Source organism: Actinospongiicola halichondriae (assembly GCF_049103745.1).
Taxonomy (GTDB): domain Bacteria; phylum Actinomycetota; class Acidimicrobiia; order Acidimicrobiales; family Salinilacustritrichaceae; genus Salinilacustrithrix; species Salinilacustrithrix halichondriae.
Genome location: NZ_CP171622.1, coordinates 4,012,237 through 4,035,262, shown reverse-complemented (window position 1 = coordinate 4,035,262; position 23,026 = coordinate 4,012,237). Strand labels below are relative to the sequence as shown.

Sequence of the window (23,026 nt, the reverse complement as noted above, 5' to 3'; positions counted from 1 at the left end):
GAGGATGCGATGCGGTACGTCAAGACACTCGCAGCAGCAGGAATCGCACTGGCGCTGACCGGCGGCGCGGTGCTCGCCCAGGGCGGCGACGCCGGCCGGGACGGGTCCGTCGAGGCCGCAGGCCCCGAGACCCGTCCGGTCGACGACACGGTGGACCAGCACCGGTCGGCGGCACCGACCCGGGCCACCACCACGACCACCTCCACGCCGGGCCACGGTGGCGGCACGACCATCGCCCCGACGAGGACGCCCGAGTCCGGCGACGGACCGGTGGCGTTCGGCGACGTCCACGACGTCGTCCGCGCTGGTGACGGAGGCGCAGCCCCGGCCGGCGCCGACCCCGACGCCCCGATCGGTGGGGTCGGAGACAGCGCAGCGCCCGAGGGCATCGGCCTCACGTCGTTCCCCGGCAACGCCCCGGCGAAGACGCCCCACGCCGGCCCGGGCAGCTACTCGGTCGGCCCCGGCTGCCACGTCCAGTGCATCACCTCCGGTGTCGCCTACCCGCGGGGATTCGGCGCCGAACTCGTGGTGAAGACCAGCGTCGACGCCGACATCTTCGTGTCGGTCATCGCCGACACCGACGGCGACGGCGACTACGACTTCTCCGAGTTCACCTGGAGCGATGGCGCCGTCGACGACTTCCGGTGGACGCTCGACCATCTGGATCCCGGCCAGACCTACTACGCCATGGCCGCGGCGACCGACGACAACGACAAGACCGCCCATGCGTTCGGCGAGTTCACCACCCTGTCGCAACGCGACATCTACGTGTCACTGGGCGACGTCGCCGTCACCGGCGGTCCCGACAACATCGTCGAGACGGACCTGTGGATGAAGGTCGACGGGACATCGTCGAACTTCACCCCTGGCGAAGCTGGCATCCCCATCTACAACGACATGGACCGGTTCCTCGACCTCCGTCTGCTCGTCGTCCGCAGTTGGGACGGCGACGTCTGTGAGGCCTGGCAGCTGAACGAGGACGGACCCTCGCACGGCCACTGGTCCGACTCGTGTCTCGCCTGGCACCACGCTTCCGTCGACGACCTCGATCTCGACACGGCACCGGCCGGCAAGACCCGCTGGACCCAGACCGTCGCCAGCACCACCATCTCCACCCCCACTGGTGGCGGCGGTGCGCTGCCTCCCGGCTACGGCGACCCGTACTACTTCTCCTTCAGCGCCCCGGTGACCATCTCGGTCACCTACCGCTGAACGCACGATGCGACGAGGCCACCGTCCGATGCGGATTAGCGTCTGGGCTGACAGGAGTGCACATGAGCGAGCGCGGGCAGGAAGACGTCGACCTGGTGGTCGCCGCCCAACAGGGCAACGGCGACGCCTTCGGTCAGCTCTACGACCGGTGGTTCGACCGGGTCCACGACCTGTCTCGCCGCGTGGTCCGCGATCCCGAGATCGCCGCCGAGGTCACCCAGGACGTGTTCCTGGTGACCTGGCGGCAGCTCGGCACACTCCGTCAGCCGGAATCCTTCGGCGGTTGGCTCCTCCGAGCCACCCGCAATCGATCGCTCAACCGACTCGAGCGAGAACGTCGCTCGGTCGCACTGGGCGATGAGGAGACCGTGATGGAGATCGATCGCCAGGCGTCCAACGCCGGACGAACCGACGACCGACCGGCCGACGTGTTCGCCCAGAACGAACAGGAGGAGATGGTCTGGGCAGCGGCTGCTGCGCTCGGCGACCGAGACGCCAGCATCCTCCACCTCCACCTCCGCCACGGGCTCGACGGCGCCGACCTCGCGGAAGAACTCGGCGTGTCTCCCAACGCCGCGAACCAAGCCATGTTCCGACTCCGGAACCGGCTCGGCGGAGCCATCCGCGCCTGGGTGCTGTGGCGCCACGGCCATCCTGCATGCGAGACCCTCGACGACACGCTCGTCGCCGCGGGCATCGAACGCTTCGGGGCGGACGCCGTCCGGGCCATCTCGGCTCACGCCGACGACTGCCCTCGCTGCGGTCGCCACCGGGCTGTGCTCGTCGCACCCGAGGCCCTTTTCGCGGCCGTCCCGATCCTCGCTGCACCCGTCGGCCTCAAGGCCAGGGTCGCCGGAGCGCTCGAGGCCGACGGCGTGCCCATCAGCTCGTCACGCGCACCGACGCCCGAGCCGACCGGATCCGTCGATGCGACCCTCGTCTCCGAGGTCGTGGCGCCGGCACCCGAGCACGACGAGCCCGGGCACACGAAACGCCGCACGCTCGCCGTCGCCGCCGGCGTGCTCCTCGTCCTGCTCGGCGGTTCGTTGGCGTGGATCCTCTCGACCGGCGACGACGCTCCGGTCACGATCGCCGCCCCTGCATCGTCGACCACCGAGACCACGGCCGATGCCGACCCCTCCACGACCGCGGAGTCGACGACCACGACCGAGACGACGACGACCACCACCACGACCACCAGCACCACGACGACCAGCACCACGGTCGTGCCCGTGCCCCCTCCCTCGGCGGAACCTCCCCCGCCATCGTCACCGGAGCCACCACCCGCGCCGACTCCGGTCGTGACCAGCTTCCGCGGCGAACGAGAGTTCGGCGACCCGGGCGAGTGTCTCACGTTCGACCAGCGGATCGTGCTCACCTGGGCGACCGAGAACGCCGACCATGTCACCATCAGCGGGCCCGACGCACCGTCCGGTCGGCAGCCTGCATCGGGAACGACCGTTGTCTGCGGTGCGCCTCCGTCCGGCTACACGCTGACCGCTGTCGGGCCAGGAGGATCGGCGACCAGCAGCATCGACGTGCCGTGACCCCGGTCAGGGCTCGACGACGACCTTGCCGAGCGCCGTCCGGTCCATGAGCGAACGCAGCGCCTCGCCGGCGCGGTCGAGGGGGTAACGGGCCGACACGTGTGGGCGGATCTTGCCGTCGGCGACCAGACCGATGAGCTCGTCGCTGACGGCACGTGCGAGGTCGGGCTCCTTGGCGACCATCGCTCCGTAGAAGACGCCGACCACCTGACAGCTCTTGAGCAGTGTGAGGTTGAGGGGGAACGACGGGATGCCCGCGGTGAACCCGATCACCAGGTACCGGCCACCCCAGCCGATGGCTCGGAGGGCCGGCTCGGCGTACTCGCCGCCGACGCAGTCGTAGATCACGTCGACTCCAGCGCCACCGGTCAGTTCCTTGGCGCGAGCCTTGAGGTCCTCGGTCGAGTAGTCGATCGTCTCGGCGGCGCCGCGCTCGCGACACAGGTCGAGCTTCTCCTGGCTCGACGCCGCGGCGATGACCCGAGCCCCCATCAGGACTCCGAGCTCGACCGCCGACATCCCGACCTGGCCGCCCGCCCCGAGCACGAGGAGGGTCTCGCCCGCCTGCAGTTCACCCCGGTACTTCAACCCGTAGAGGCTGGTGCCGTAGGCGTAGTTGAGGCCGGTCGACTCGGCGAAGCCGACGGCATCGGGCAGTCGTCGGGCCCCTCCCGCGTGGACCACCGCCAACTCGGCGAAGGCGCCGGTGACGCCCACGCCACCGACGACGCGGTCGCCGACCGACAACGAGTCGACTCCATCGCCGAGCGCGGCGACCACGCCGGCGACCTCGCCACCGGGGATGTAGGGCGTCTCGGCCTTGAACTGGTACTTGTCCTCGAGCATCAGCGTGTCGGGGAACGTCACCGCAGATGCCTTCACGTCGATCAGCACCTGCCCGGGGCCGGGAACCGGGTCGCGGCGTTCCTCCACCACCAACTGCTCCGGTGGACCGAACTGGGTGCACACGACGGCTCGCATGTCGTGAACCTAGGGCGAGTCGACGACCAGCGTCAGCCGTCGAGTCGGATCCAGGCACCCTTGAGGTAGGGAGGGTCGCCGGGCCCGCTGCGATGGTCGAGCGGAAGCGTCCGAGTGTCGACCTCGCCGACCCGGCCGGCAGCATCGAGGCCTCGAGCGACGTGGTCGAGGAACGCCGGCCATTGCATCTTGCGGAAGTTGGTCGACACGTAGACCCGGCCCCCAGGCGCGCACAGCATCGCAGCGCGCGTGACCAGGTCGTGCAGGTCTCGACCGACCGTCCACCGCTTCGAACCCTTGCGCGCCGTGCTCGACGTCGGCGGGTCGACCAGCACCAGGTCGAAGGTCCGACCCTTCTTCGCGAGTCGGGTCATCCACTCCATCGCGTCGCCGTAGATGAAGTCGTGTGCCGCGGGATCGATGTCGTTGCCCCGCAGGTTCTCGCGGGCCCAGTCGAGGTAGTGCTTCGACAGATCCAGCGTCAACGTCTCGGCACCGGCGAGCGCGGCGGCAACCGACAGCGCCCCGGTGTGGGCGAAGGTGTTGAGCACCGTCGTGCCCGTGAGATCGGTGCGAAGGATCTCGCGCCTCGTCTCGCGCTGGTCGAGGAACAACCCACTCGAGGTGGGGCTCGCCGACAGGTCGATCCGATACCGCACGCCGGACTCCGACACGTCGAACGTCGGACCGGCCTCGCCCGACACGCGGCGAGCGATGCCGCCGCCCCCGCCTCGGGGTCGGTGCTGGACGTAGACCGCGTCGAGGTCGAGCGTGTCGTGGAGGCCGTCGATCCATCCGGAGGGCAGGTCGGGTTCGGCGTCGCGGTAGTCGAGCACCAGGGCCACCCGACCGAGGCGTTCGATCCGCAGGTCGGCGAACCCGTCGTGGTCGCGGTCGACCCAGAGATAGGCGTCGGTGTCGGCCGGGTCGAACAGCGCCGCCCGCGACTCGTGGGCGGCAGCGAACCGCGCTGCGGGACCGAGCGGCGAACCGCGACCGGCCACGAGGTCGTCGAAGCTCGGTGGGGCCGCGACCTCGTAGGTGCGGCGGCCACCCTCGGGATGGTCGAAGGCGATCGATCCGGCATGCAGGTACACGCGCGGGGCTTCGCGACCGCCGTGTCCCACATCGCCGGTGATGGGGAGCCCGAGCGCTTCGGCGTGGATCCGCACCTGGTGGGTGCGTCCCGAGTGCGGCGTGGCCACATAGCGGTGATGGACCGCGCCCGTCGCACGGCGCTCGAACGCCGTCGACGCGGCAGCGCCGTCGATCGGCTGAGCGGTCTGTGCCGATGCCGGCGGATCGTCCCTCGTGGTGACGAGGTCGTAGGCCTTGGCGACCGTGCGCTCCTCGAACTGCCGCGTCAACGAACGGTTGGCGACGGCCGTCTTCCCGAACACGAGGACACCGGAGGTCACCTTGTCGAGGCGATGGACGATCGACAGGGCGACGTCCGGACGCTGACGCTGCACCCACTCGTACATCCCGTCCTGGGCGTGGACGTCGGCCCGGTGGGTGTTGACCCCGGCAGGTTTGGCGACGACGAGGACGTGCTCGTCCTCGTGCACCGCCCAGGGCTCGGCCCAGGTCGGCGAGCCGGTCATTCGACGAAGCGGCGGACCTTGATGGGCTTGCCGCGCACCTGCGCCTTCTTCATCGACTGCAGGACGTCTTCGACCTGCCCGTCGGGCACACCCACGACCGAATGGCCGTCGGCGATGCGGATCGGGCCGATCTGGCTCCCGGTCAGTCCGCTCTCGTTGGCGAAGGCGCCGACGAGGTCCTTGGGACGGACCCCTTCCTTGCGGCCGACGCTCACGTGGATGAAGCCGGTCGGGCCGGAGGCGATCTTGCCCTTGCCCTTGGCCGGCTTCCCCTTGGAACCCTTGTCGTGCTTCGACGCTGCATGCGACGCGTCGGGGATCTCGCGCTCGTCGAGCGTCGCTCCACGGGCCTCGTGCACCAACTTGATCGCCGCCAGCGTCACCCGACGCTGGTCCTCACCTGCGAGCGCGTGCAACACGCCGTTGTAGTCCTCGAGATCGACACCGGTCAGCGCCTCGTTCAACGACTCGACCGTCAGTTCGATCTGCCGGCTGCGCAGGTCGGCCACCGACGGCACCTTCGCGACGGTGATCGACTGCTTCATCAGCCGTTCGATGTTGCCGATCTGACGCTTCTCTCGCGGCTCGGCGAGGGTGATGGCCACGCCTTCACGCCCGGCACGCCCCACGCGGCCGATCCGGTGGACGTAGCTCTCGGCCGCTGCCGGGACGTCGAAGTTCACGACGTGGGTGAGGGTGTCGACGTCGAGGCCTCGCGCCGCGACGTCGGTCGCGACGAGGAGTTCGGCCGTGCCGTCGCGGAGGCGGCCCATGACCCGATCGCGCTGGGGCTGGTCCATGCCACCGTGCAGCGCCTCGGCCCGGTAACCCCGACCGTTCATCGTCGCGGTGAGCTCGTCGACCTCGTGTCGTGTGCGGCAGAACACGATGGCGGCATCGGGCTGTTCGATGTCGAGGACCCGGCCGAGCGCCGACGACTTGTCGGCCCGGCGCACGTAGTAGACGGTCTGGCGCACGAGCGCCTTGCCCGACTCGGTCTTCGGCTTGGCGATCTCGATGCGCACCGGATCACGCTGGTAGCGCTGGGCGAGCTTGGCGATGCGTCCGGGCATCGTGGCCGAGAACAGCACGGTCTGCCGACCCTCGGGCGTGGACTCGAGGATCGACTCGATGTCCTCGGTGAAGCCCATGTCGAGCATCTCGTCGGCTTCGTCGAGCACGACGGTCGTGACGTTCTCGAGATCGAGCGACCGGCGCTTGATGTGGTCGATGGCGCGCCCCGGGGTCGCGACCACGACGTGGACGCCGCGCTTGAGCTCCTTGAGCTGGCGGACGATCGGCTGTCCGCCGAAGACCGGGAGCACCTTGATCCCGAAGTCCTGGCCGTACTTGAACAGCGCTTCGCTCACCTGCACGGCCAACTCGCGCGTCGGCACAATGACCAGGGCGGTCGGCACGGCGGGGGCGCCGGCGCCGATCGACTGGAGGATCGGGAGCGCGAACGCCGCCGTCTTCCCGGTTCCGGTGGCGGCCTGCCCCAACACGTCCTGGCCCGACAACAGCACCGGGATCGCCTCGCGTTGGATGGGCGTCGGCTCCTCGTACCCGAGCCGCGCCAACGAGCGCAGCAACTCATCGGCGAGGCCGAGTCCTTCGAATCCTTCGGGGGCAGCGACATCACTCACTCCCCCATTCTCCCGCCTCGCGCCCCGATGGGGAGAACCGGAGCGATCAGACGAAGTCGTCGACCGCGGGACAGCGCGCGGCGACCTCGACGCCGATGACCTCGTCGGCCGGCGTGCCGTCGAGTCGCCTGGCCGACGCGGTCACGTCAACGCGGTCCCCACGGATCGATGCCGCGTCGAGTTCGCCCGGCACCGACACGGCCACCTGCAACAACGCCGCCGACCCCGCGCCGAGGACGCCGTCGCCGGCGACCTCGACCGTGAAGGCCGACGCCGCACGGTCGACCTCGTCGCCGTCGCTCACCAACAGCAACTGCACGACCGCGTCGGCCGAGGCGGCAGCGAGCACGAACACGTCGCCATCGAGCCCACAACTCACGACGTCCAGTTCGACCTTCTTGTCCGGATACGTGACGCGCACGGTGTCACCGGCGAGATCGTCCCGCTCGCGACAACCTGTGACCACGAGGAGCACGGCGACCGCGGTGGCGAGTAGAAAGCGGTTCGACACGGGCGTCAACCTACCTACCGGTAACAATCGACCACCGAGGATCACACCCGCCATGGAACAGTTCTGGAGGAAAGCCGGCGTACAGCTCGGCAAGTACTGGTACGCCGTCCTCGCACTGGCCGTCGCCATCACCGGCATGTTGAGCTTCGGCCTCGGCCAGCTCGAGTTCGCCACGGGCCAGGACAGCTATCTCAACCCGGACTCGCAGGTCGCGATCGACAACGTCGAGTTCCAGGACGACTTCGGCGGCGAGGCGATCATCGTCCTGTTCCGGGCGCAGGACGGTGCCGACATCACCGACCTGTTCGCCGGCGCCAACCTCGATGAGCTGGCCCGCCTCGAGGCCGAGCTGCGCGAGGTGCCCGAGGTCTACTCGGTGGTCGCACCGCTCACCTCGGTCGGGTACTCCGAGGCCATCGTCAAGCAGAGCGTGGGCACCAACGCACTGTTGTCGGCGCTCGAACGCGAGCCCTCCGAAGAGGGCAAGGCGGCTCGCCAGGCCGACATCGAACTCCAGCTCGCTCGCCTCGGCCAGATCGACGGGCAGGAGATGACGAACCCGGACTGGACGCAGTTCCTCCTCTTCGACAACACCGGCTTCAGCACCGGCGACGACGGGGTCGTGGCTCCGGCCGACGAGGACCGCATCGTGCGGGCATCGCTGCGCGGCACCTTCCCCAACCTGCAGACCGCCGTGGGTGGCGTGCTGCTCACCGGCAACGCCGACCTCGACACCCTTTCCACGGGCACCGAGTCGGTCCTCGCCATCATGGAGACCGCTGACCTCGAGGGGTTCGAGGTCATCACCACCGGCTCGCCCGTCTTCCTCGCGGAGATCAACGACTACCTCCAGGGCGGCATGCTGACCCTCGGTGCCGCGGCGTTGGCCGTCATGGCCGTCGTGCTGCTGCTCCTGTTCCGGGTCCGCTGGCGCCTGCTCCCCCTCCTGTCGGTGCTCATCGGCGTCGCATGGTCGTTCGCACTGCTCGGCTTCATCGACGTCGACCTCTCGCTGGTTACCATCTCCGGACTCCCGATCCTCATCGGCCTCGGCATCGACTTCGCGATCCAGGTGCACAACCGGGTCGAGGAGGAAGTCGTCCTCGACAAGGCCGACCACCCGATGTCCGAGACGCTCGCCAACCTCGGGCCGGCGCTCATCGTCGCCACCATCAGCGGCGTGGTGGCATTCCTCGCACTCCAGGTCTCGCAGGTCCCCATGATCCGCGACTTCGGCGTCATGCTCGCCATCGGCATCGTCGTCCTGGTGATGGTCGGCATCGTCATCCCGACGGCCCTGCTCGGCATCCGCGAGTACCGGGTCCCCACGTCGCAGCGCGGCGCCTCGCTCGTCGAGCGGGCCGTGGTCAAGCTCGGCTCACTCCCGTCCACCACCGCGGTACCCCTGGTGATCGCATCGATCGCACTGTTCATCGGCGGCATCGCGCTCGAGGGCAGCTTCAAGATCGAGTCCGACCCGCTGCGTTGGATCGATCAGAGCAGCCAGACGGTGAAGGACGTCGAGACGCTCGAGGAGGACACCGGCTTCTCGTCGACCCTCGGAATCCTCGTCGAGTCGAACAACGTGCTCGCCGACGAGGTCGCCGAGGTCGTCAACGAGTTCACGCTCGAGGCCGAGTCGAGCGACGAAGTCGTCACGTCGTCCAGTCTCGTCAACACCATCGCCAAGATCATCGCCGTCCCCGGTGCCACACCGCTCGCTCCGACGTCGGCCGACCTGGTCGCCGCCGCCGAAGCGATGTCACCGGACATCGAGCGCGTCCTGCTCAACCCGGATCGGACCGCGACCCAGGTGAACCTGCGTCTCGCTCCCGCCGGGCTCGACGAACGAGCGGTGCTCGTCGAACGCCTCGAAGCCGACCTCGAGTCACGGATCGACGCCCTCGACCTCCCGGACGACTCGCTCCTGCGTGTCGGTCTCGATGACAACGACCCAGCCATCCGCGCCGTCCCTGCAGGACTCGCGGTCGTCGGCGTCGGTCTGCTCGAGAACCTCTCGGCGAACCGTGCGGTGCTCACCTACCTCGGACTCGCGTTGGTCGCCCTGTGGCTGCTCATCCGTTTCCGCAGCCTCGCCCGGGCCCTCCTCGCCCTGGTCCCGATCGGGCTCGCCGTGGGCACGTCGTCGGTGGTCGTGGGGGCCTTCGGGCTCACGCTCTCGCCGTTGACGACGGTCTCCGGACCACTCGTCGTGGCCAGCTGTACCGAGTTCTCTGTTCTGATCCTCGCCCGCTATCTCGAGGAACGTCAGGCCGGCCTCGACCCGCGGCAGGCGAGCGATCAGGCCGCCGGACGCACCGGACGAGCCTTCTTCACCTCCGCGATCACGACCATCGGCGGGTTCGCGGTGCTGATCGGCTCGGCGCTCCCCCTCCTGCGTGACTTCGGCATCATCGTCACCCTCAACGTCACGGTCGCACTGCTGGCCGCCCTCGTCGTCATGCCCCCGCTGCTGGTTTGGGCCGACGAGAAGGGTCTGCTGACCACCGGCGACGTCGACGCCAAGAAGTCCGTCGTGCTCGCCACCAAGCCGGTCGGCACCCGAGCCATCGCCTGGGTCGGTGCCATCGTCGTCGTCGGCATCGCCGCGGTGCTGCTCTACACGACGTCGGAGAAGACCAGCGGCGAGGTCGCTGCCCTGTCGTACGCATCGCAGCCGCTGCCGACGACGTCGACGACCGAGCCGGCGGAGACCGGTGCGGTCGACGTGTCGACCTTCGGCACCGTGCCCGAGGACGGCCTCATCCAGTCCACGCTGTTCCCGCTCCTCGTCAAGCAGGGCGCCACCGAGCAGCAGGCGGTGTGCGCCGGCTCGACCGCCGTCGAACGAGTGGGCGAGCAGGAGCTGCTCGGACTCGGGCTCGCGTCGTTCGCCCCCGAGGCACTCGCACCCGTGGTCCAGGCCGCGCTCGACTGCGGCATCGAACAGTCGGTGATCGACGCGACCGTCGACGCCGGACTCGGCGGCTGACCCGTCCCGTTGCGGTCCGCCCACGTGGGGCGGACCGCGATCACGGTGGCCCGATGGCCTCGACGAGGAACGCCGCATAGCGCTGGATCCCCGGCTTCGTCAGGTGGACCCCGTCGAAGAGCAGCCCGTCCTCCGCGGCCACGACGGCCTGCCAGTCGAGGAGCTCGACGTTGTCGTGGGCGTTGGCAAAGTTGAGCAACGACGAGTTCACCTGCTGTTCCCAACGACGGGGGACGCTGACGGTGGTGACGATCAGCCGACGGCCGCCGACGATGGCGAGGAGACGATCGAGCTGACCGTCGGGCACCACGCCGTTGTTGCCGATGTGCACCAGCACGGTCGGCTGGAGCAGGTCACCGGCCTCCAGCAGTTCTGCCACGTCGACGCTCTTGACGAACTCCCGACTGATCTCGGCGTTGACGGTGCTGACGGGGAGCCGGCGCAGGAGTTCGGCGCGGGCTCCCAACGTGACCGACTCGCCGATGATCGTCACCGGGCCGCCGGTCGGCGTGCCGTCGGGAAGCGACGTCGGGATCGGCACGGTCGTGGTGGTGGAGGTGGTCGTGGTCGCCTCGGTGGGCACGGCTGGTGCGGGTGGCCCGATCGGACCGGTACCGGTGGTCGGCACGGCGGTGGTCGAGGGCAGCGCGTTCTCGTCGGCGATGACGTCGTCGGCATCGACGCCCTGGGCCTCGACCGCATCGCGGAACTGCGCCTCGAGATCGTCGCCGGGTGACCCGTTCTGCAGCGCGACAGCACCGACCAGGAGCACGACCGCACCGAAGGCGCCACCCACCCCCGCCCCGAGCCGGTCGGCGGCCATGAGCCGGGCCACCACACGACGCAGTGCCGCGCGGGCGCGCCCGTCGCGAAATGGCTGCTCGACCAGTCGATACGAGAGCTCGGCCAGCACGAGAGCGACCGCGATCCGCAGGAGGTCGGCGACGACACCGCCGAAGGGCAGTTCCTCGCCCGGCCGGAGAAACACGAACACCGGCCAGTGCCAGAGGTAGATCGAATAGGAGCGCCGACCGAGTGCGACCAACGGCGACGCCCCCAGGATGCGCCCGCTCACCGTGCCCGCTGTCGACACGCTCACGATCGCGACGAGGGTGAGGGCGTCGACCCATGCGAAACCCCACGGGAAGGTGAACGAGTCGAACTCGCTGCGGAACTCGAACTGCCAGACCAATGCACCGACGGCGAGGGCCGCTGCGACGTCGAGCGCGACGACCGGGACGCGGATCGCTCGATCGGCCAGTGACGGACCCGGCCGCCAGACCATGGCCAGCGCTGCGCCGGCGAGGAGGCCGAACGCTCGTGTGTCGGTTCCGTAGTAGGCCCGGTCGAGATCGGTCACGTCGGCCAGCGACCGCATCAGGACCAGCGACACCACGACGGCAACCGACGTCGCGACGAGCAGGGTCCGACGCCCACCGAAGCGGTGGAGCACGACCGCGACCACGACCGGCCAGAACAGGTAGAACTGCTCCTCGATCGCCAGCGACCACAGATGGCGCAGCGGCGACGGACGCCCGAAGCCGGCGAAGTAGGACTGGTCGCTGACCACCGCCCACCAGTTCTGGACGTAGAAGATGCTGGCCAGGGCGTCGCCCCGGAACCCGGCGACGTCGTCCCGTGCGAAGACGAGGCCGTGGAGACAGACCGTCGTGATGAGTGCGATGGCGGCGGGGAGGAGCCGGCGGGCGCGACGGAGCCAGAACCGGCCGAGGTCGACATGACCGCGCTGATCGCGCTCGGTGAGCAACAGGCTGGTGATGAGGTAGCCGGACACGACGAAGAAGACCTCGACACCGAGGTAGCCGCCGATCGCGTGGTCGTTGTCGAGGTGGTAGAGCACCACCGCCACCACCGACACCGCACGCAGACCGTCCAGGCCAGGCAGATACGGCAGACCCGATGCCGTGGTCCGGGTGCGGGCGCGCTCGATCGGCGCGAGGTCGGCGGCGGTCGAACGGTTGGTCATGGGCGCGACTTCGGATCGGGTTCGCCGTCCTCGACGGCGGGCGCCGCTCATTGTGCCGACGACGATGACGCGATCGGTGGTTGGTCTGGCGCCGGCGACGTAGCGCCGCCCCGCTGCACCCACCCGATGTTCGGAACGTACCGATCGGCACGTACCGCGTCGTTTTCGACATCGAACGTACCGATCGGCACGTTGCACGCACTCCCGCCAGCACGCCGCACGCCACCGGCCCGCTGGCACCCGCCGCCTCCGCCCGCCGGCGCCCCTCCGCCCGCCCAGCGCCGCCGGGAGGACGGGTTGGTGTCAGGTGGCGGCGACTCGGGCGGGGCGTTGCAGGAGTTCGCCCCCGCAGTTGGGGCACACGCCGGCGAGGTCGTCGGCAGCGCAGGTCGCACAGAACGTGCACTCGAAGCTGCAGATCCGAGCGTCGGTGGACGCCTCGTCGAGGGGGGACTCACATCGTTCGCAGTGGGGGCGCATCTCGAGCATGGCGTCATCGTCCCGACTCGATGCGATGGCGGCAAGGACGTGGACACCTCGATTCCCGACATCGGGCTTCCCCACCACACGTCCGGCAGTGGCATCCTGCACGGTGTGAGCACGCAGCCAGCGAACGCGCCACGGCGCCGGGGCCGCCCGCCCCGGTCGGCCACGGAGCGGGCCGCGCAACGGCGACGCCTCGTCGACGCGGCGATGCAGGGCGTGCGCGATCGCGGGCCCGACATCTCGATCGACGACCTGGCCGTCGCGGCCGGCGTGAGCAAGCCGGTCCTCTACGACGAGTTCGGGGGCAAGCTCGGCATCGCCGACGCCATCGCCCTCGTCCTGGCCGAGGACCTCGAGTTCGTGGTGCTCGACGAACTCAAGGCCAACAAGGTGTTCGACGTCGACGTCGCCATCCAGTCGGCCATCGACAGCCTGATCGACATCATCGTCCGCGAGCCCGAGCTCTACGCCTTCCTCGTGCGGTCGATCCGGGTCAGCGACCGCGGATTCCTCGACAACGCACTGGTGCGGGTCGTCCGCGACCGGGCGACGATGGTGGTCGGACTGGTCTCCCCCGACGCCCCGGCTGCGCACGTCGCCGTGCTGACCGACGGCTTGTTCGGCTTCGTGTTCGCAGCCGTCGAGTCGTGGCAGGAGACCCACGAGCCCGACCGGGACGAACTCGTCCGCACGTTGACCACGATCATCCGACGCGGCGTGCAGGCCGTGGCCGACGAGCTCAGCGGCTGACCCGACCGTGACCGCGTCGTTCCACGTCGTGGCCCCCGACACCGACGACGCGGTGTGGGCCATGCGCCAGTACTTCGACGAGTTGGACGCTCGCTTCGCGCAGGGCTTCGATCCCGGCGACGCGCTGGAGACCGGCCTCGATGCCATGGGCCCACCCGACGGCTCGTTCGTCGTCGCCAAGGACGGCGAGGCCGTGGTCGGGTGCGGCGGGCTGCAGATGATCGGACCGGGCATCGGCGAGGTGAAGCGCATGTGGGTCGCGCCGTCGACACGAGGGCAGGGGCTCGGGCGGCAGCTGCTCGAACGTCTGGAAGCGGAGGCCGTGCGGCTCGGGCACCACACGGTCCGTCTCGACACCAACAGCCAGCTCCCCGAGGCGGTGGCGATGTACCGCGCCGCCGGCTACGTCGAGATCGATCGGTACAACGACAACCCCTACCCCGATCACTTCTTCGAGAAGGTCGTCGTCACCGAGCCCTGACGACCGCCGTAGGGTCCCGCACATGGATCTGAACGACAGGACGGTCATCATCACCGGCGCCGGATCGGGCATCGGACGGATCGCTTGCGAGGTGTTCGCCGCCGCAGGTGCGACCGTGATCGCCGCCGACATCCACCCGGAACCCGCCCAGGATGCAGCCGACGCCGTGGACGGCATCGCCGTCGCCGGCGACGTGTCGGACCCCGAGGTCTGGGACGAGTTGGTCGACGCCGCCGGCGATCGACTGGCCGCCGTGTACCTGAACGCCGGGCTGTACGGGCACAACGGGCCCATCGACGAACTCCCCCTCGACCTCTACCAGCGCACGGTCGACGCCAACATCGGCGGCGTGGTCCTCGGGACCCGGGCGTGCGTACCCGCGCTGCGGGCCAACGGCGGCGGGGCCATCGTCGTGACCGCGTCGGTCGCCGGCATCGTGGCGTTCGACGGGAACCCGCTCTACACGCTGACCAAGCAGGCGGTCGCCGGCTTCGTCCGAGCCGTCGCTCCGAGCCTCGCTCCCGACAAGATCTCGATCGACGCCGTGTGCCCCGGGATCGTCGACACGCCGATGACCGTCGAGGCGCTCGGTGGAGCGTCGCCGAGTGAGCTCGGCATCGGGTTGATCGACCCCGCCGACATCGCCCGCACCGCACTCGACCTCGCCACCAGTGAGGGCACCGGCCGCTGTCGTGCGGTCCGGGGTACCGGCGGCCCGCCGGTCGACTGGGAGTTCCCGACGTGGGTCGACCTGGCCAAGGCGTAGCCGCTCGGCCGTAGATTCTCGATCATGACCGTCGCCGACGTCGCCACCGATCTCCGAGCCGAGCAGGCCGCGCTCGACGACGTGGTCGCCGCCCTCTCCGACACGCAGTGGGCGGCCGCCACCCCCAGCCCCGGCTGGACGGTGTTCGACCAGATCGCACACCTCACCTACTTCGACGACACCGCCGCCACGGCCATCGAGGACCCCGAACGCTTCCAGGCCGACACCGCCGCGCTCTTCGAACAGATGACCGGCGGCGACGTCGACATGGACGCTGCCACGCTGACGTGGAGCCGCGACCTCACGCCGGCGGACCTGCTGACCCGGTGGCGGACCAACCGGGACCGACTCGCCGCCGCGGCCGAACGCCTGACCGACGACACGCGCGTCCCCTGGTACGGCCCGCCGATGGGAGGCGAGGCGTTCCTCGCCGCCCGACTCATGGAGGCCTGGGCGCACGGCCAGGACATCGTCGACACCGTCGGCGCCGAACGTCCGGCCACCGATCGGCTGCGACACATCGCGCACATGGGCGTCATCACCCGGAGCTGGTCGTACCGCAACCGTGGCCTCGAGTCGCCCGGCGGCAAGATCCTGGTCGAACTCACCGCCCCGTCGGGCGAGACCTGGACATGGAACGAGGGGGCGACCGACGGCGCAGTGCGCGGCCCGGCCGAGGACTTCTGTCTCGTCGTCACCCAGCGACGCCACGTCGACGACACCGCACTCGAGACCGAGGGCGAACTCGCCCTTGGATGGATGGAGATCGCGCAGGCGTTCGCCGGCGGCGCCACCGACGGGCCGACGCCCCGAAGCTGAACTACTTCTCGCGCAGGTCGCGCCGGAGGACCTTGCCGGTCGCGTTGCGGGGCAGTTGGTCGATGAAGGTGACCGACCGGGGGACCTTGAAGTTGGCGAGGTTGGCCTTCACGTGGGCCTTCACGTCGTCGGCCGTCAAGGCGGCGCCGGACTCGAGGACGACGAACGCTGCCAGTCGCTTGCCGAACTCCTCGTCGTCGACGCCGACCACGGCGACGTCGTTGATGCCGTCGAGGTCGGCCAGGAGATCCTCGACCTCACGCGGGTAGAGGTTCTCGCCGCCGGAGACGATCATGTCGTCGTCGCGGCCGCCCACGTAGAGACGTCCGTCGTCGTCCCAGCGGCCGACGTCGCCGCTCGACAACAGACCGTCGATCGACGGCTTGGTCTGGCCACCGGTGTACCCGTCGAAGCGCAGCGCACTGCCGACGAAGATCCGCCCGTCGACGCCGGGCGCCTTCACCTCCCGATCGTCGTCGTCGTAGAGACGGACGGCGACGCCGGCGAGCGGCTTGCCCGCAGTGCCCGGTGCGGCGCGCATGTCCTCCGGCGTGGCGATCGTGGCGGCAGCGACCTCGGTCGAGCCGTACATGTTGTAGAGGTTGTCGCCGAAGCGGTCCATCCAGCGGGTCGCCAGCGAGCCGGGCAGCGCGGCGCCGGAACACAGGACGGAACGGAGCGACGAGGTGTCGATGTCCTCCTCGGGGAGGTCGACCATCCGCTGGAGCATCACCGGGACCGCGGTCATCGCCTGTGCCTGGTGCTCGGCGACGAGGGCGAGGGTGTGGCGCGGGTCGAAGCGACGGCTGAGGACCGCGGTCTGGGAGAGCTGAGCCGACAGGAGCAGGGCCGCGTTGCCGAGCGAGTGGAACGCCGGCGACGGGATGACGTGCACGTCGCCCACCCGGTAGGGCACCCGCTGGAACAGCGCGCTCGTGGCCACCAGGTCGGTGATCCCCTCGTTGCTCCGGGACGCTCCCTTGGGAACGCCCGTGGTGCCCGAGGTCAGGATCACCTGTCGGCCTTGCGTGGCCGGCGGGTCCGGCGGGCCGGCCTCCACGCCGTCGATCAGCGCCGTGATGACATCGGCGTCGCCTCCGCCGTCGGTTCGGTCGGTGATGATCCGCGCCAGGTCCGGCGCATGCTTCGCGGCCGCGGCGGAGAACTCGTCGTCGTGGAGCAGCAACTCGCCGCCCTCACGCTTCATCACGTCGGCCAACTGCGGCCCGGCGAAACCGGTGTTCATGTAGAGGACCGAGGCGCCCAGCTTGTTGAGGGCCGCCGTACAGATCGCGAACCACCGACTGTTCCGGGCCAGGAGCCCGACCGGCGTGCCGGGGCCGACCGAGCGAGATGCCAGCACCGAGGCCAGACGGTTCGAGAGGTCGTCGATCTCGGCGAAGGTGAGCGAACCCTCGTCGTCGACGATGCCGATGGCGTCCGGTGAACGGCGGGCGCTGGCGACATACCCCGATGCGAGCGTGGGCCCCCACGAACGCACCGCCTGCGCCGCGGTGACCGCGACCCGGGGACGGAGGAGTCCGGTCTCGCCCATCGCGCGAAGTGCGTCGGCGGTGAGCTTGGCGCGTTCGAGCAGCGCGAGCGGCGACAGGTCCATGGCGAGCGATCGTATGGGCGGAGCCGTGATCGGACGCAGCCGAGCTCAGGCCATCGACAACAGGGCGAGGAACGCCTTGGCCCATGCCGCCAGGTCGTTGCTCTCGATCTGGGAGCGCAGCGCGATCATCCGCTGCCGCTCCTCGTCCTCGCCCATCTCGACCGCAGCCTGGATCTGGTCCTTCAGACCCTCGGTGTCGTAGGGGTTCACGAGGAACGACTCGGTCAACTCCTCGGCGGCGCCGGCGAACTCGGAGAGCACGAGGGCGCCGCGCTCATCGACGCGTGCGGCCGCGTACTCCTTGGCCACGAGGTTCATGCCGTCCTGGAACGGTGTGACGAGCAGGACGTCGGCCGCGCGGTAGAGCACCAGCAACTCGGAGAACGGCAGGTTCTTGTGGATGTACTGCACGACCGGACGGCCGAGCTCACCGAAGTCGCCGTTGATGGTGCCGACCAACTGCTCGACCCGGTTGCGCACCTCGTCGTAGCCCAGCACGTCTTCGCGGCTGGGCACCGCGACCTGCACGACCGCGGTGTTGCGGGGGTCGAGGCGACCCTCGATCAGCAGCTCGCGGATCGCCTTGAGACGGAGGTCGATGCCCTTGGTGTAGTCGAGGCGGTCGACACCGAGCAGCACGACGTCGGGGTCGCCAAGCTCGCTCCGCAGGTGCTTCACGCCGATCTGGACGTCGTCGGTGGACGACTGGGAGGCGATGGCACCGAAGTCGACCGAGATCGGGAAGGCCTTGACCACCGACGTCGTGTTCGCGGTGCGGACGATGCCACCGTCGCCGGCGAACGTCACGTCGTCGGTCCGACAGAAGCGCCGCACGCCGGAGAGCACGTTGCGGGCGTCGGCCTGGGTCTGGACGCCGATGACGTCGGCACCGAGCAGGCCGTCGAGCACCTGCTGCCGCCACGGCAACCGAGCCAGGAGCTCGAGCGGCGGGAACGGGATGTGGAGGTAGTACCCGATCTTGGCGTCGGGTCGCTGCTCGCGGATCATCTGGGGAACGAGTTGGAGCTGGTAGTCGTGGACCCAGACCGTGCCACCCTCGGCCAGTTCGGCGCAGGCGGCGTCCGCGAAGCGTTGGTTGACCGTGCGATAGGCGGCCCACGTCTCACGATGGAACTGGGCAGCCTCGATGGAGCCATGGAAGAGCGGCCAGATGGTCTCGTTGCAGGCGCCCCCGTAGTACTCGTCACGTTCGTCCGACGACAGGCCGACCGTCACCAGGCGGATGCCCTCGAAGTCGAAGCGCTCGCCCACGCCGTCGGGCGAGCCGTCCCAGCCGACCCAGGCGCCGGTGCGCTCTCGCATCACGGGCAGCATCGCCGAGACCAGGCCGCCCGGGCTGAGCGACCACGAGCCGTCCTCGTCGATCCGTACCGGGAGACGGTTGGCAACCACCACGAACTCGGATCGTCCCTCGACGGACGATCGCTCGACGCTCGACGTCTGGACCTCGGTCACGGAATGCTCCTGCGTTCGCTGCTGGCTCCCAGAGTAGGTCGCTACGGTTTCGATCCGTGCCCCCTGCCGACGGTGTTCTCCCACACGTTCCCGGCGACGACTGCTGGGGGTGTGGAGCGGAGCCCGCGATCGAGGGGACGCTGGGCTCGGCATGCCGACGACAACTCTCCGAGCGACGGCGAGACGAGCGCACCCCACGACTCAACGCCATGCTCGACAAGCTCGACGGCGACGTCTACACACGCCTCTGTTGGAACTGCGAGGTCGAGTTGTCGACGGCGATCTCGGGCCTTTGTCCCCGATGCGAGTCCGAGTTGCGTCGATAGCGTCATGGGATGACCGACACCCCGCTGAACGACTTCAACCAACAGATCATCGACGAGTTCCGCGCCAACGACGGCGTCGTGGGCGGGCCGTTCGAGGGTGCTCCGATGGTTCTCGTGCACCACACCGGTGCGAAGTCGGGCATCGAACGGGTGACCCCGCTCGTCTACCAGCCCGAGTCGGACGACCGTCGCTACATCTTCGCTTCGAAGGCCGGCGCCACCGACAACCCCGACTGGTTCCACAACCTGGTCGCCAATCCCGAGACCACCATCGAGGTCGGCTCCGAGACACTGACCGTCCGGGCGCGCGTCCTCGAAAGCGAGGAGCGCACCCGGGTGTGGGAAGCCCAGAAGGCCGCCGCCCCACAGTTCGCCGAGTACGAGAAGACGACCGAGGGCCGTGAGATCCCGGTCTTCGCGCTCGAGCGCGTCTGAATCCACCGCGGCGGGCGGCGACGGGCCGTGGCGCCCTGCGCGAGCATGCGGGCATGTTCTTCGCGACCGACTCCGCCAACAACGCCGCCGGTACCTACGACCACATCTCGGTCACCCCGCTGACCGGCGCGCTCGGGGCGGAGATCGCCGGACCGGGCGGCGCCGCCCTCGACGTGAACGGCCTCGGCGACGAGGTGTTCGCCGAGATCCGTCGGGCCAGCGTCGAGCATCTCGTCGTCTTCTTCCGAGACCAGTCGTTCGACCTGGACGCGTTCGTCGACTTCGGCGCCCGGTGGGGCGACTTCGGTGACGACCCGTTCGTCGCCGGCCTCGAGTCGCACCCCAACGTGGTGAAGGTCTGCAAGGAGGCCGACGAGAAGCACCCGCTGGTGTTCGGTGGTGCCTGGCACTCGGACTGGTCGTTCCAGGAACGGCCGCCGTCGTACACGATCCTCTACGGGCACGACGTCCCCGACCACGGCGGCGACACCATCTGGTCGAACATGTACCTGGCCGCCGACCACCTCTCCCCCGGGCTGCGCTCGACACTGGCCGGACTGCGCGCCGTGCACTCGCCGCAGAAGGCCTACGGGGCGCAGGCGACCCACAACGAGCTGGTCGAGAACATGGACATCCTCTACGGCGAGGCCGCGCACCAACGCCGCGCCCAACCGATCCTGCGACGGCACCCCGACTCGGACCGGACCGCGCTCTACGTGAACTGGGGCTACACCGAGTCGATCGACGGCTGGTGGCCCAACGAGAGCGAGGCCCTGCTGGCGCAGCTCTACGACGTGTCGACCAACCCCGTCTACACGTGCCGGTTCCGCTGGCAGCCCGGTTCGATCGCCGTGTGGGACAACCGTTGCACGCTCCACAACCCGATGAGCGATTACGCGGGCACCCGACGAGAGATGTGGCGCCTCACCATCGAGGGCGAGGAGCCCCTCCCGGGGACGTGAATTCCGCGCCAGCTGCAGATCGAGGGCGCAGCGCTGGGGGCTTCTGTTCGAACCGAAGTGCCAACCGTCGGTGGCGCCTGGTGCAGTGTCGGAGCGACAACGTCCACCGATGACGAGCGACAGGACGCGCTGGTAGCAGGCTGAGCCGGTTGCGAGGCCGCTGAAGCACCGGCAGTCGGTGCACCGTGGGATTCTGGGTTGCGAATCCGCGCACGCATGAGGGGAATCGCAACCCGGAATCTGATACGAGAACCAGCTCGGCGGCGATGGCCACCGCTGTGTGACTGGCCTTGTGCGGGTCGGACGCGCCGGTTGTGTGGGACTACGTCGACCAACTCGAGCTCGAGACCCTCAGCTGGGTGCACTGGTTCAACGAGCAACGCCTCCACGGCCACTGCGACGACGTGCCACCTGCGGAGTTCGAAGCAGCGTTCTACGCTGCCCCCAAGCCTTCCCCGACAGGGGTTGGAAACCAATAGCCCGAGCCTCCATCAGACCCAGGGCGGTTCAAAGTGGCAACAACGTGGCGCTGAGCGACTGCCCACCAGCGACACATCGGCGAACCTGGCTGCTTCGTCGTCTCCGTTGCGTCGGTGCAACCCAGACGCCGCAGAACCTCGGGTGGCCCCTCGGTCACACCGTGCCCCCGGCTCAGGTCGTGGTGAGCGTTCGCAGGTAGGGGGAGAGGACCCGCACCATCGCGGCGACGGCAGCATCGATGTCGAGGCGCGGTTGGGTGAGGTGGCTCAGCGCCAGACGCACGACCCCGTCGCTGAGGATCTCGAAGTCGTCGGGGTCGACGTCGGGCCAGTTGGCCTCGAGGATCGCGCACAGGCGTCCAGCGGCCAGGTCGACGACGGGGCCGTCGGGCGAGCTGACGAGTGGGTCGAGCAACTCGGGCGACGCCGTTCCGGCGACGATCGTCCGCAGGACCGGGTGCGTGTCGGCGATGACCAACACCGTCCGCATCGCAGACTCCATGGCGTCGACCAGCGAGTCGCGATGCGCGACCACCGCGTCCTCGACGGCGTCGAGGAACCGACCGGCTTCGCGGATCACGTAGGCCTCGGCCAACCCGTCGCGTCCGCCGAACTCGTTGTAGAGCGTCTGGCGCGACACGCCCGCGACCGTGGCGATCGCCGACATCGACAGCTTGTCCCAGTCACGCTCGACCAACAGGTCGGACACCGAGTCGAGCACCGTCGACCGGAGGAGTCCCTCGGCGGCGGCGGCGTAGCGTCCCTCGGCCATCAGGCGGCCGCCTGGGCGCGCGACTCGATGCGACGTCGCGCCCGCGGGTGGACGTTGATGCGTGAGAGATCGCCGTCGTAGTGGTCGAGCACCCGCTGGTCCATGATGCGGCGCCACAACGGGGGGATCGTGGCGACGACGATCATGCCGGCGTAGCCGGTGGGCAACTGCGGGACGTCGTCGAAATGGCGCAGCGTCTGGTAGCGCCGGGTCGGGAACGCGTGGTGGTCGCTGTGGCGCTGCAGTTGGTAGAGCACCAGGTTCGATGCCACGTTGCTGGCGTTCCACGAGTGCTCGGGCTGGCATCGCTCGTATCGGCCGTTGTCCTTCTGCGCTCGGAGCAGGCCGTAGTGCTCGATGTAGTTCACGACCTCGAGGAGGCTGAACCCGAAGACCGCCTGGATGACGAGCCACGGCACGATCGAGACCCCGAAGGCCACGATCAGCGCACCGAAGAGGACCACGGTCATGGCCCAGGCGTTGAGGACGTCGTTGCGGATCGACCAGAACGACCGACCGGCCCGCCCGGCACGCTCCCGCTCGAGATGGAGGCCGGAGCGGAGGCTGCCGACGACGGTCCGGGGCAGGAACGCCCAGAACGACTCACCGAAGCGCGACGACGCGGGATCCTCCGGCGTCGAGACCTTCTGGTGGTGACCACGGTTGTGCTCGATGAAGAAGTGGCCGTAGGCGGTCTGTGCGAGCGAGACCTTGGCCAACCACTGCTCGAGCGTCGGGCGCTTGTGGCCGAGTTCGTGGGCAGTGTTGATCGCGATCCCGGCCACGCAGCCGACGGTGATCGCCAACCCCAGCGACGACAGGAGCGACAGGTCGCCCTGGCCCCAGAGCCGCGCTGCCCACACCAGCGAGGCGAACTGCAGCGGGATGTACAGATAGGTACACCAGCGGTACCAGCGGTCGTCGTCGAGTTGCTTCGTCAGCGCTTCCGGCGGGTTGGCGGTGTCGAGGCCGAAGACCTGGTCGAGGAGCGGCATCAGCCCGAAGACCAGCATCGGGCCGAACCACCAGAACAGGTTCCAACCGGTGAGCGCCACGAGACCACCCGCCGCGAACGGGAGGGCCGGCACGATCAGTGCCTGGAGGTAGGCCCGACGCTTGGGGTCGGTCCAGGTGATGACGGGAGCGGGCGACGTGGACGAGACCATGCGTCCA

General features: G+C 69.4%; 20 protein-coding genes and 1 pseudogene. 11 read left to right on the top strand and 10 right to left on the bottom strand.

The features are described 5' to 3' along the window. The first annotated feature begins 9 nt into the window (after positions 1-9). Together AB8619_RS19945 and AB8619_RS19940 are read left to right on the top strand one after the other, a co-directional pair. Positions 10-1,215, top strand: a complete 1,206-nt coding sequence (locus tag AB8619_RS19945) for a hypothetical protein (RefSeq protein ID WP_436794376.1) — start codon at positions 10-12, stop codon at positions 1,213-1,215. 62 nt (positions 1,216-1,277) lie between these two features. Continuing rightward, positions 1,278-2,762: an RNA polymerase sigma factor gene (locus AB8619_RS19940; protein ID WP_436794375.1), complete on the top strand. Its 1,485-nt coding sequence runs from the start codon at positions 1,278-1,280 to the stop codon at positions 2,760-2,762. 6 nt (positions 2,763-2,768) lie between these two features. Here the strand turns inward: AB8619_RS19940 and AB8619_RS19935 are convergent, their stop codons facing one another. The 4 genes from AB8619_RS19935 to AB8619_RS19920 are packed head-to-tail and all read right to left on the bottom strand — an operon-like array spanning position 2,769 to position 7,504. Further along, complete coding sequence (locus AB8619_RS19935) at positions 2,769-3,743, bottom strand: NADPH:quinone oxidoreductase family protein (RefSeq protein ID WP_436794374.1); 975 nt, start codon at positions 3,741-3,743, stop codon at positions 2,769-2,771. Between the two features lie 32 nt (positions 3,744-3,775). Then, positions 3,776-5,347: a class I SAM-dependent methyltransferase gene (locus tag AB8619_RS19930; protein ID WP_436794373.1), complete on the bottom strand. Its 1,572-nt coding sequence runs from the start codon at positions 5,345-5,347 to the stop codon at positions 3,776-3,778. Next, positions 5,344-6,993, bottom strand: a complete 1,650-nt coding sequence (locus AB8619_RS19925; protein ID WP_436794372.1) for a DEAD/DEAH box helicase — start codon at positions 6,991-6,993, stop codon at positions 5,344-5,346. Before AB8619_RS19925 ends, AB8619_RS19930 begins: the two co-directional genes overlap by 4 nt. Positions 6,994-7,039: 46 nt before the next feature. Continuing rightward, the gene (locus AB8619_RS19920) at positions 7,040-7,504 is read right to left on the bottom strand and encodes a hypothetical protein (RefSeq protein ID WP_436794371.1); all 465 of its coding nucleotides are present in this window, start codon (positions 7,502-7,504) and stop codon (positions 7,040-7,042) included. 52 nt (positions 7,505-7,556) lie between these two features. Between AB8619_RS19920 and AB8619_RS19915 the strand changes: the two genes are divergently transcribed. Then, positions 7,557-10,496 carry an efflux RND transporter permease subunit gene (locus tag AB8619_RS19915; protein ID WP_436794370.1) on the top strand — a complete coding sequence of 980 codons (2,940 nt, stop codon included), beginning with the start codon at positions 7,557-7,559 and terminating at the stop codon, positions 10,494-10,496. Between the two features lie 40 nt (positions 10,497-10,536). Here AB8619_RS19915 and AB8619_RS19910 read toward each other — a convergent pair whose 3' ends face one another. Together AB8619_RS19910 and AB8619_RS19905 are read right to left on the bottom strand one after the other, a co-directional pair. After that, the gene (locus AB8619_RS19910; protein WP_436794369.1) at positions 10,537-12,483 is read right to left on the bottom strand and encodes an acyltransferase family protein; all 1,947 of its coding nucleotides are present in this window, start codon (positions 12,481-12,483) and stop codon (positions 10,537-10,539) included. 303 nt (positions 12,484-12,786) lie between these two features. Then, a complete protein-coding gene (locus AB8619_RS19905) occupies positions 12,787-12,972 on the bottom strand; it encodes a DUF1272 domain-containing protein (RefSeq protein ID WP_436794368.1) in 186 nt (61 codons plus the stop codon). Positions 12,973-13,077: 105 nt separating this feature from the next. On the opposite strand from AB8619_RS19905, the gene AB8619_RS19900 reads away from it, so the two are divergent. From AB8619_RS19900 to AB8619_RS19885, 4 genes are read left to right on the top strand one after another with little or no spacing between them, the layout of a single operon-like run. Beyond that, positions 13,078-13,719, top strand: a complete 642-nt coding sequence (locus tag AB8619_RS19900) for a TetR/AcrR family transcriptional regulator (protein ID WP_436794367.1) — start codon at positions 13,078-13,080, stop codon at positions 13,717-13,719. A gap of 7 nt (positions 13,720-13,726) precedes the next feature. Then, positions 13,727-14,200, top strand: coding sequence for a GNAT family N-acetyltransferase (locus AB8619_RS19895; RefSeq protein WP_436794366.1), 474 nt, complete (start codon positions 13,727-13,729; stop codon positions 14,198-14,200). A 22-nt stretch (positions 14,201-14,222) separates the two neighbouring features. After that, the gene (locus tag AB8619_RS19890; protein ID WP_436794365.1) at positions 14,223-14,966 is read left to right on the top strand and encodes an SDR family oxidoreductase; all 744 of its coding nucleotides are present in this window, start codon (positions 14,223-14,225) and stop codon (positions 14,964-14,966) included. Positions 14,967-14,990: 24 nt separating this feature from the next. Beyond that, the gene (locus AB8619_RS19885) at positions 14,991-15,785 is read left to right on the top strand and encodes a TIGR03084 family metal-binding protein (protein ID WP_436794364.1); all 795 of its coding nucleotides are present in this window, start codon (positions 14,991-14,993) and stop codon (positions 15,783-15,785) included. A 1-nt stretch (position 15,786) separates the two neighbouring features. On the opposite strand, the gene AB8619_RS19880 is transcribed toward AB8619_RS19885, so the two are convergent. Then, the gene (locus AB8619_RS19880) at positions 15,787-17,403 is read right to left on the bottom strand and encodes an AMP-binding protein (RefSeq protein WP_436794363.1); all 1,617 of its coding nucleotides are present in this window, start codon (positions 17,401-17,403) and stop codon (positions 15,787-15,789) included. A 45-nt stretch (positions 17,404-17,448) separates the two neighbouring features. Beyond that, entirely contained in the window at positions 17,449-18,879 is a 1,431-nt protein-coding gene (locus tag AB8619_RS19875; protein WP_436794362.1) for an alpha,alpha-trehalose-phosphate synthase (UDP-forming), read from the bottom strand. A gap of 56 nt (positions 18,880-18,935) precedes the next feature. On the opposite strand from AB8619_RS19875, the gene AB8619_RS19870 reads away from it, so the two are divergent. The 4 genes and pseudogenes from AB8619_RS19870 to AB8619_RS19855 all read left to right on the top strand — a co-directional run. Next, a complete protein-coding gene (locus AB8619_RS19870) occupies positions 18,936-19,205 on the top strand; it encodes a hypothetical protein (protein WP_436794361.1) in 270 nt (89 codons plus the stop codon). A 9-nt stretch (positions 19,206-19,214) separates the two neighbouring features. Then, positions 19,215-19,640, top strand: coding sequence for a nitroreductase/quinone reductase family protein (locus tag AB8619_RS19865; RefSeq protein ID WP_436794360.1), 426 nt, complete (start codon positions 19,215-19,217; stop codon positions 19,638-19,640). 53 nt (positions 19,641-19,693) lie between these two features. Continuing rightward, positions 19,694-20,602 (top strand): TauD/TfdA dioxygenase family protein, encoded by a 909-nt coding sequence (locus AB8619_RS19860; RefSeq protein ID WP_436794359.1) that lies wholly within the window; start codon positions 19,694-19,696, stop codon positions 20,600-20,602. 317 nt (positions 20,603-20,919) lie between these two features. After that, a pseudogene (locus AB8619_RS19855) lies at positions 20,920-21,081 on the top strand (IS3 family transposase); the annotation flags it as partial. Positions 21,082-21,253: 172 nt separating this feature from the next. Here the strand turns inward: AB8619_RS19855 and AB8619_RS19850 are convergent. Together AB8619_RS19850 and AB8619_RS19845 are read right to left on the bottom strand one after the other, a co-directional pair. Next, positions 21,254-21,853, bottom strand: a complete 600-nt coding sequence (locus tag AB8619_RS19850) for a TetR/AcrR family transcriptional regulator (RefSeq protein WP_436794358.1) — start codon at positions 21,851-21,853, stop codon at positions 21,254-21,256. Continuing rightward, positions 21,853-23,019 (bottom strand): alkane 1-monooxygenase, encoded by a 1,167-nt coding sequence (locus AB8619_RS19845; protein ID WP_436794357.1) that lies wholly within the window; start codon positions 23,017-23,019, stop codon positions 21,853-21,855. The genes AB8619_RS19850 and AB8619_RS19845 overlap by 1 nt, the downstream gene beginning before the upstream one ends. Positions 23,020-23,026 lie beyond the last annotated feature (7 nt).

Coding starts and splice junctions, on each gene's coding strand:
- AB8619_RS19910 (WP_436794369.1), bottom strand. CDS start 12,483: ATGACCAACCGTTCGACCGCCGCCGACCTCGCGCCGATCGAGCGCGCC.
- AB8619_RS19940 (WP_436794375.1), top strand. CDS start 1,278: ATGAGCGAGCGCGGGCAGGAAGACGTCGACCTGGTGGTCGCCGCCCAA.
- AB8619_RS19850 (WP_436794358.1), bottom strand. CDS start 21,853: ATGGCCGAGGGACGCTACGCCGCCGCCGCCGAGGGACTCCTCCGGTCG.
- AB8619_RS19890 (WP_436794365.1), top strand. CDS start 14,223: ATGGATCTGAACGACAGGACGGTCATCATCACCGGCGCCGGATCGGGC.
- AB8619_RS19935 (WP_436794374.1), bottom strand. CDS start 3,743: ATGCGAGCCGTCGTGTGCACCCAGTTCGGTCCACCGGAGCAGTTGGTG.
- AB8619_RS19880 (WP_436794363.1), bottom strand. CDS start 17,403: ATGGACCTGTCGCCGCTCGCGCTGCTCGAACGCGCCAAGCTCACCGCC.
- AB8619_RS19865 (WP_436794360.1), top strand. CDS start 19,215: ATGACCGACACCCCGCTGAACGACTTCAACCAACAGATCATCGACGAG.
- AB8619_RS19885 (WP_436794364.1), top strand. CDS start 14,991: ATGACCGTCGCCGACGTCGCCACCGATCTCCGAGCCGAGCAGGCCGCG.
- AB8619_RS19845 (WP_436794357.1), bottom strand. CDS start 23,019: ATGGTCTCGTCCACGTCGCCCGCTCCCGTCATCACCTGGACCGACCCC.
- AB8619_RS19905 (WP_436794368.1), bottom strand. CDS start 12,972: ATGCTCGAGATGCGCCCCCACTGCGAACGATGTGAGTCCCCCCTCGAC.
- AB8619_RS19945 (WP_436794376.1), top strand. CDS start 10: ATGCGGTACGTCAAGACACTCGCAGCAGCAGGAATCGCACTGGCGCTG.
- AB8619_RS19930 (WP_436794373.1), bottom strand. CDS start 5,347: ATGACCGGCTCGCCGACCTGGGCCGAGCCCTGGGCGGTGCACGAGGAC.
- AB8619_RS19915 (WP_436794370.1), top strand. CDS start 7,557: ATGGAACAGTTCTGGAGGAAAGCCGGCGTACAGCTCGGCAAGTACTGG.
- AB8619_RS19860 (WP_436794359.1), top strand. CDS start 19,694: ATGTTCTTCGCGACCGACTCCGCCAACAACGCCGCCGGTACCTACGAC.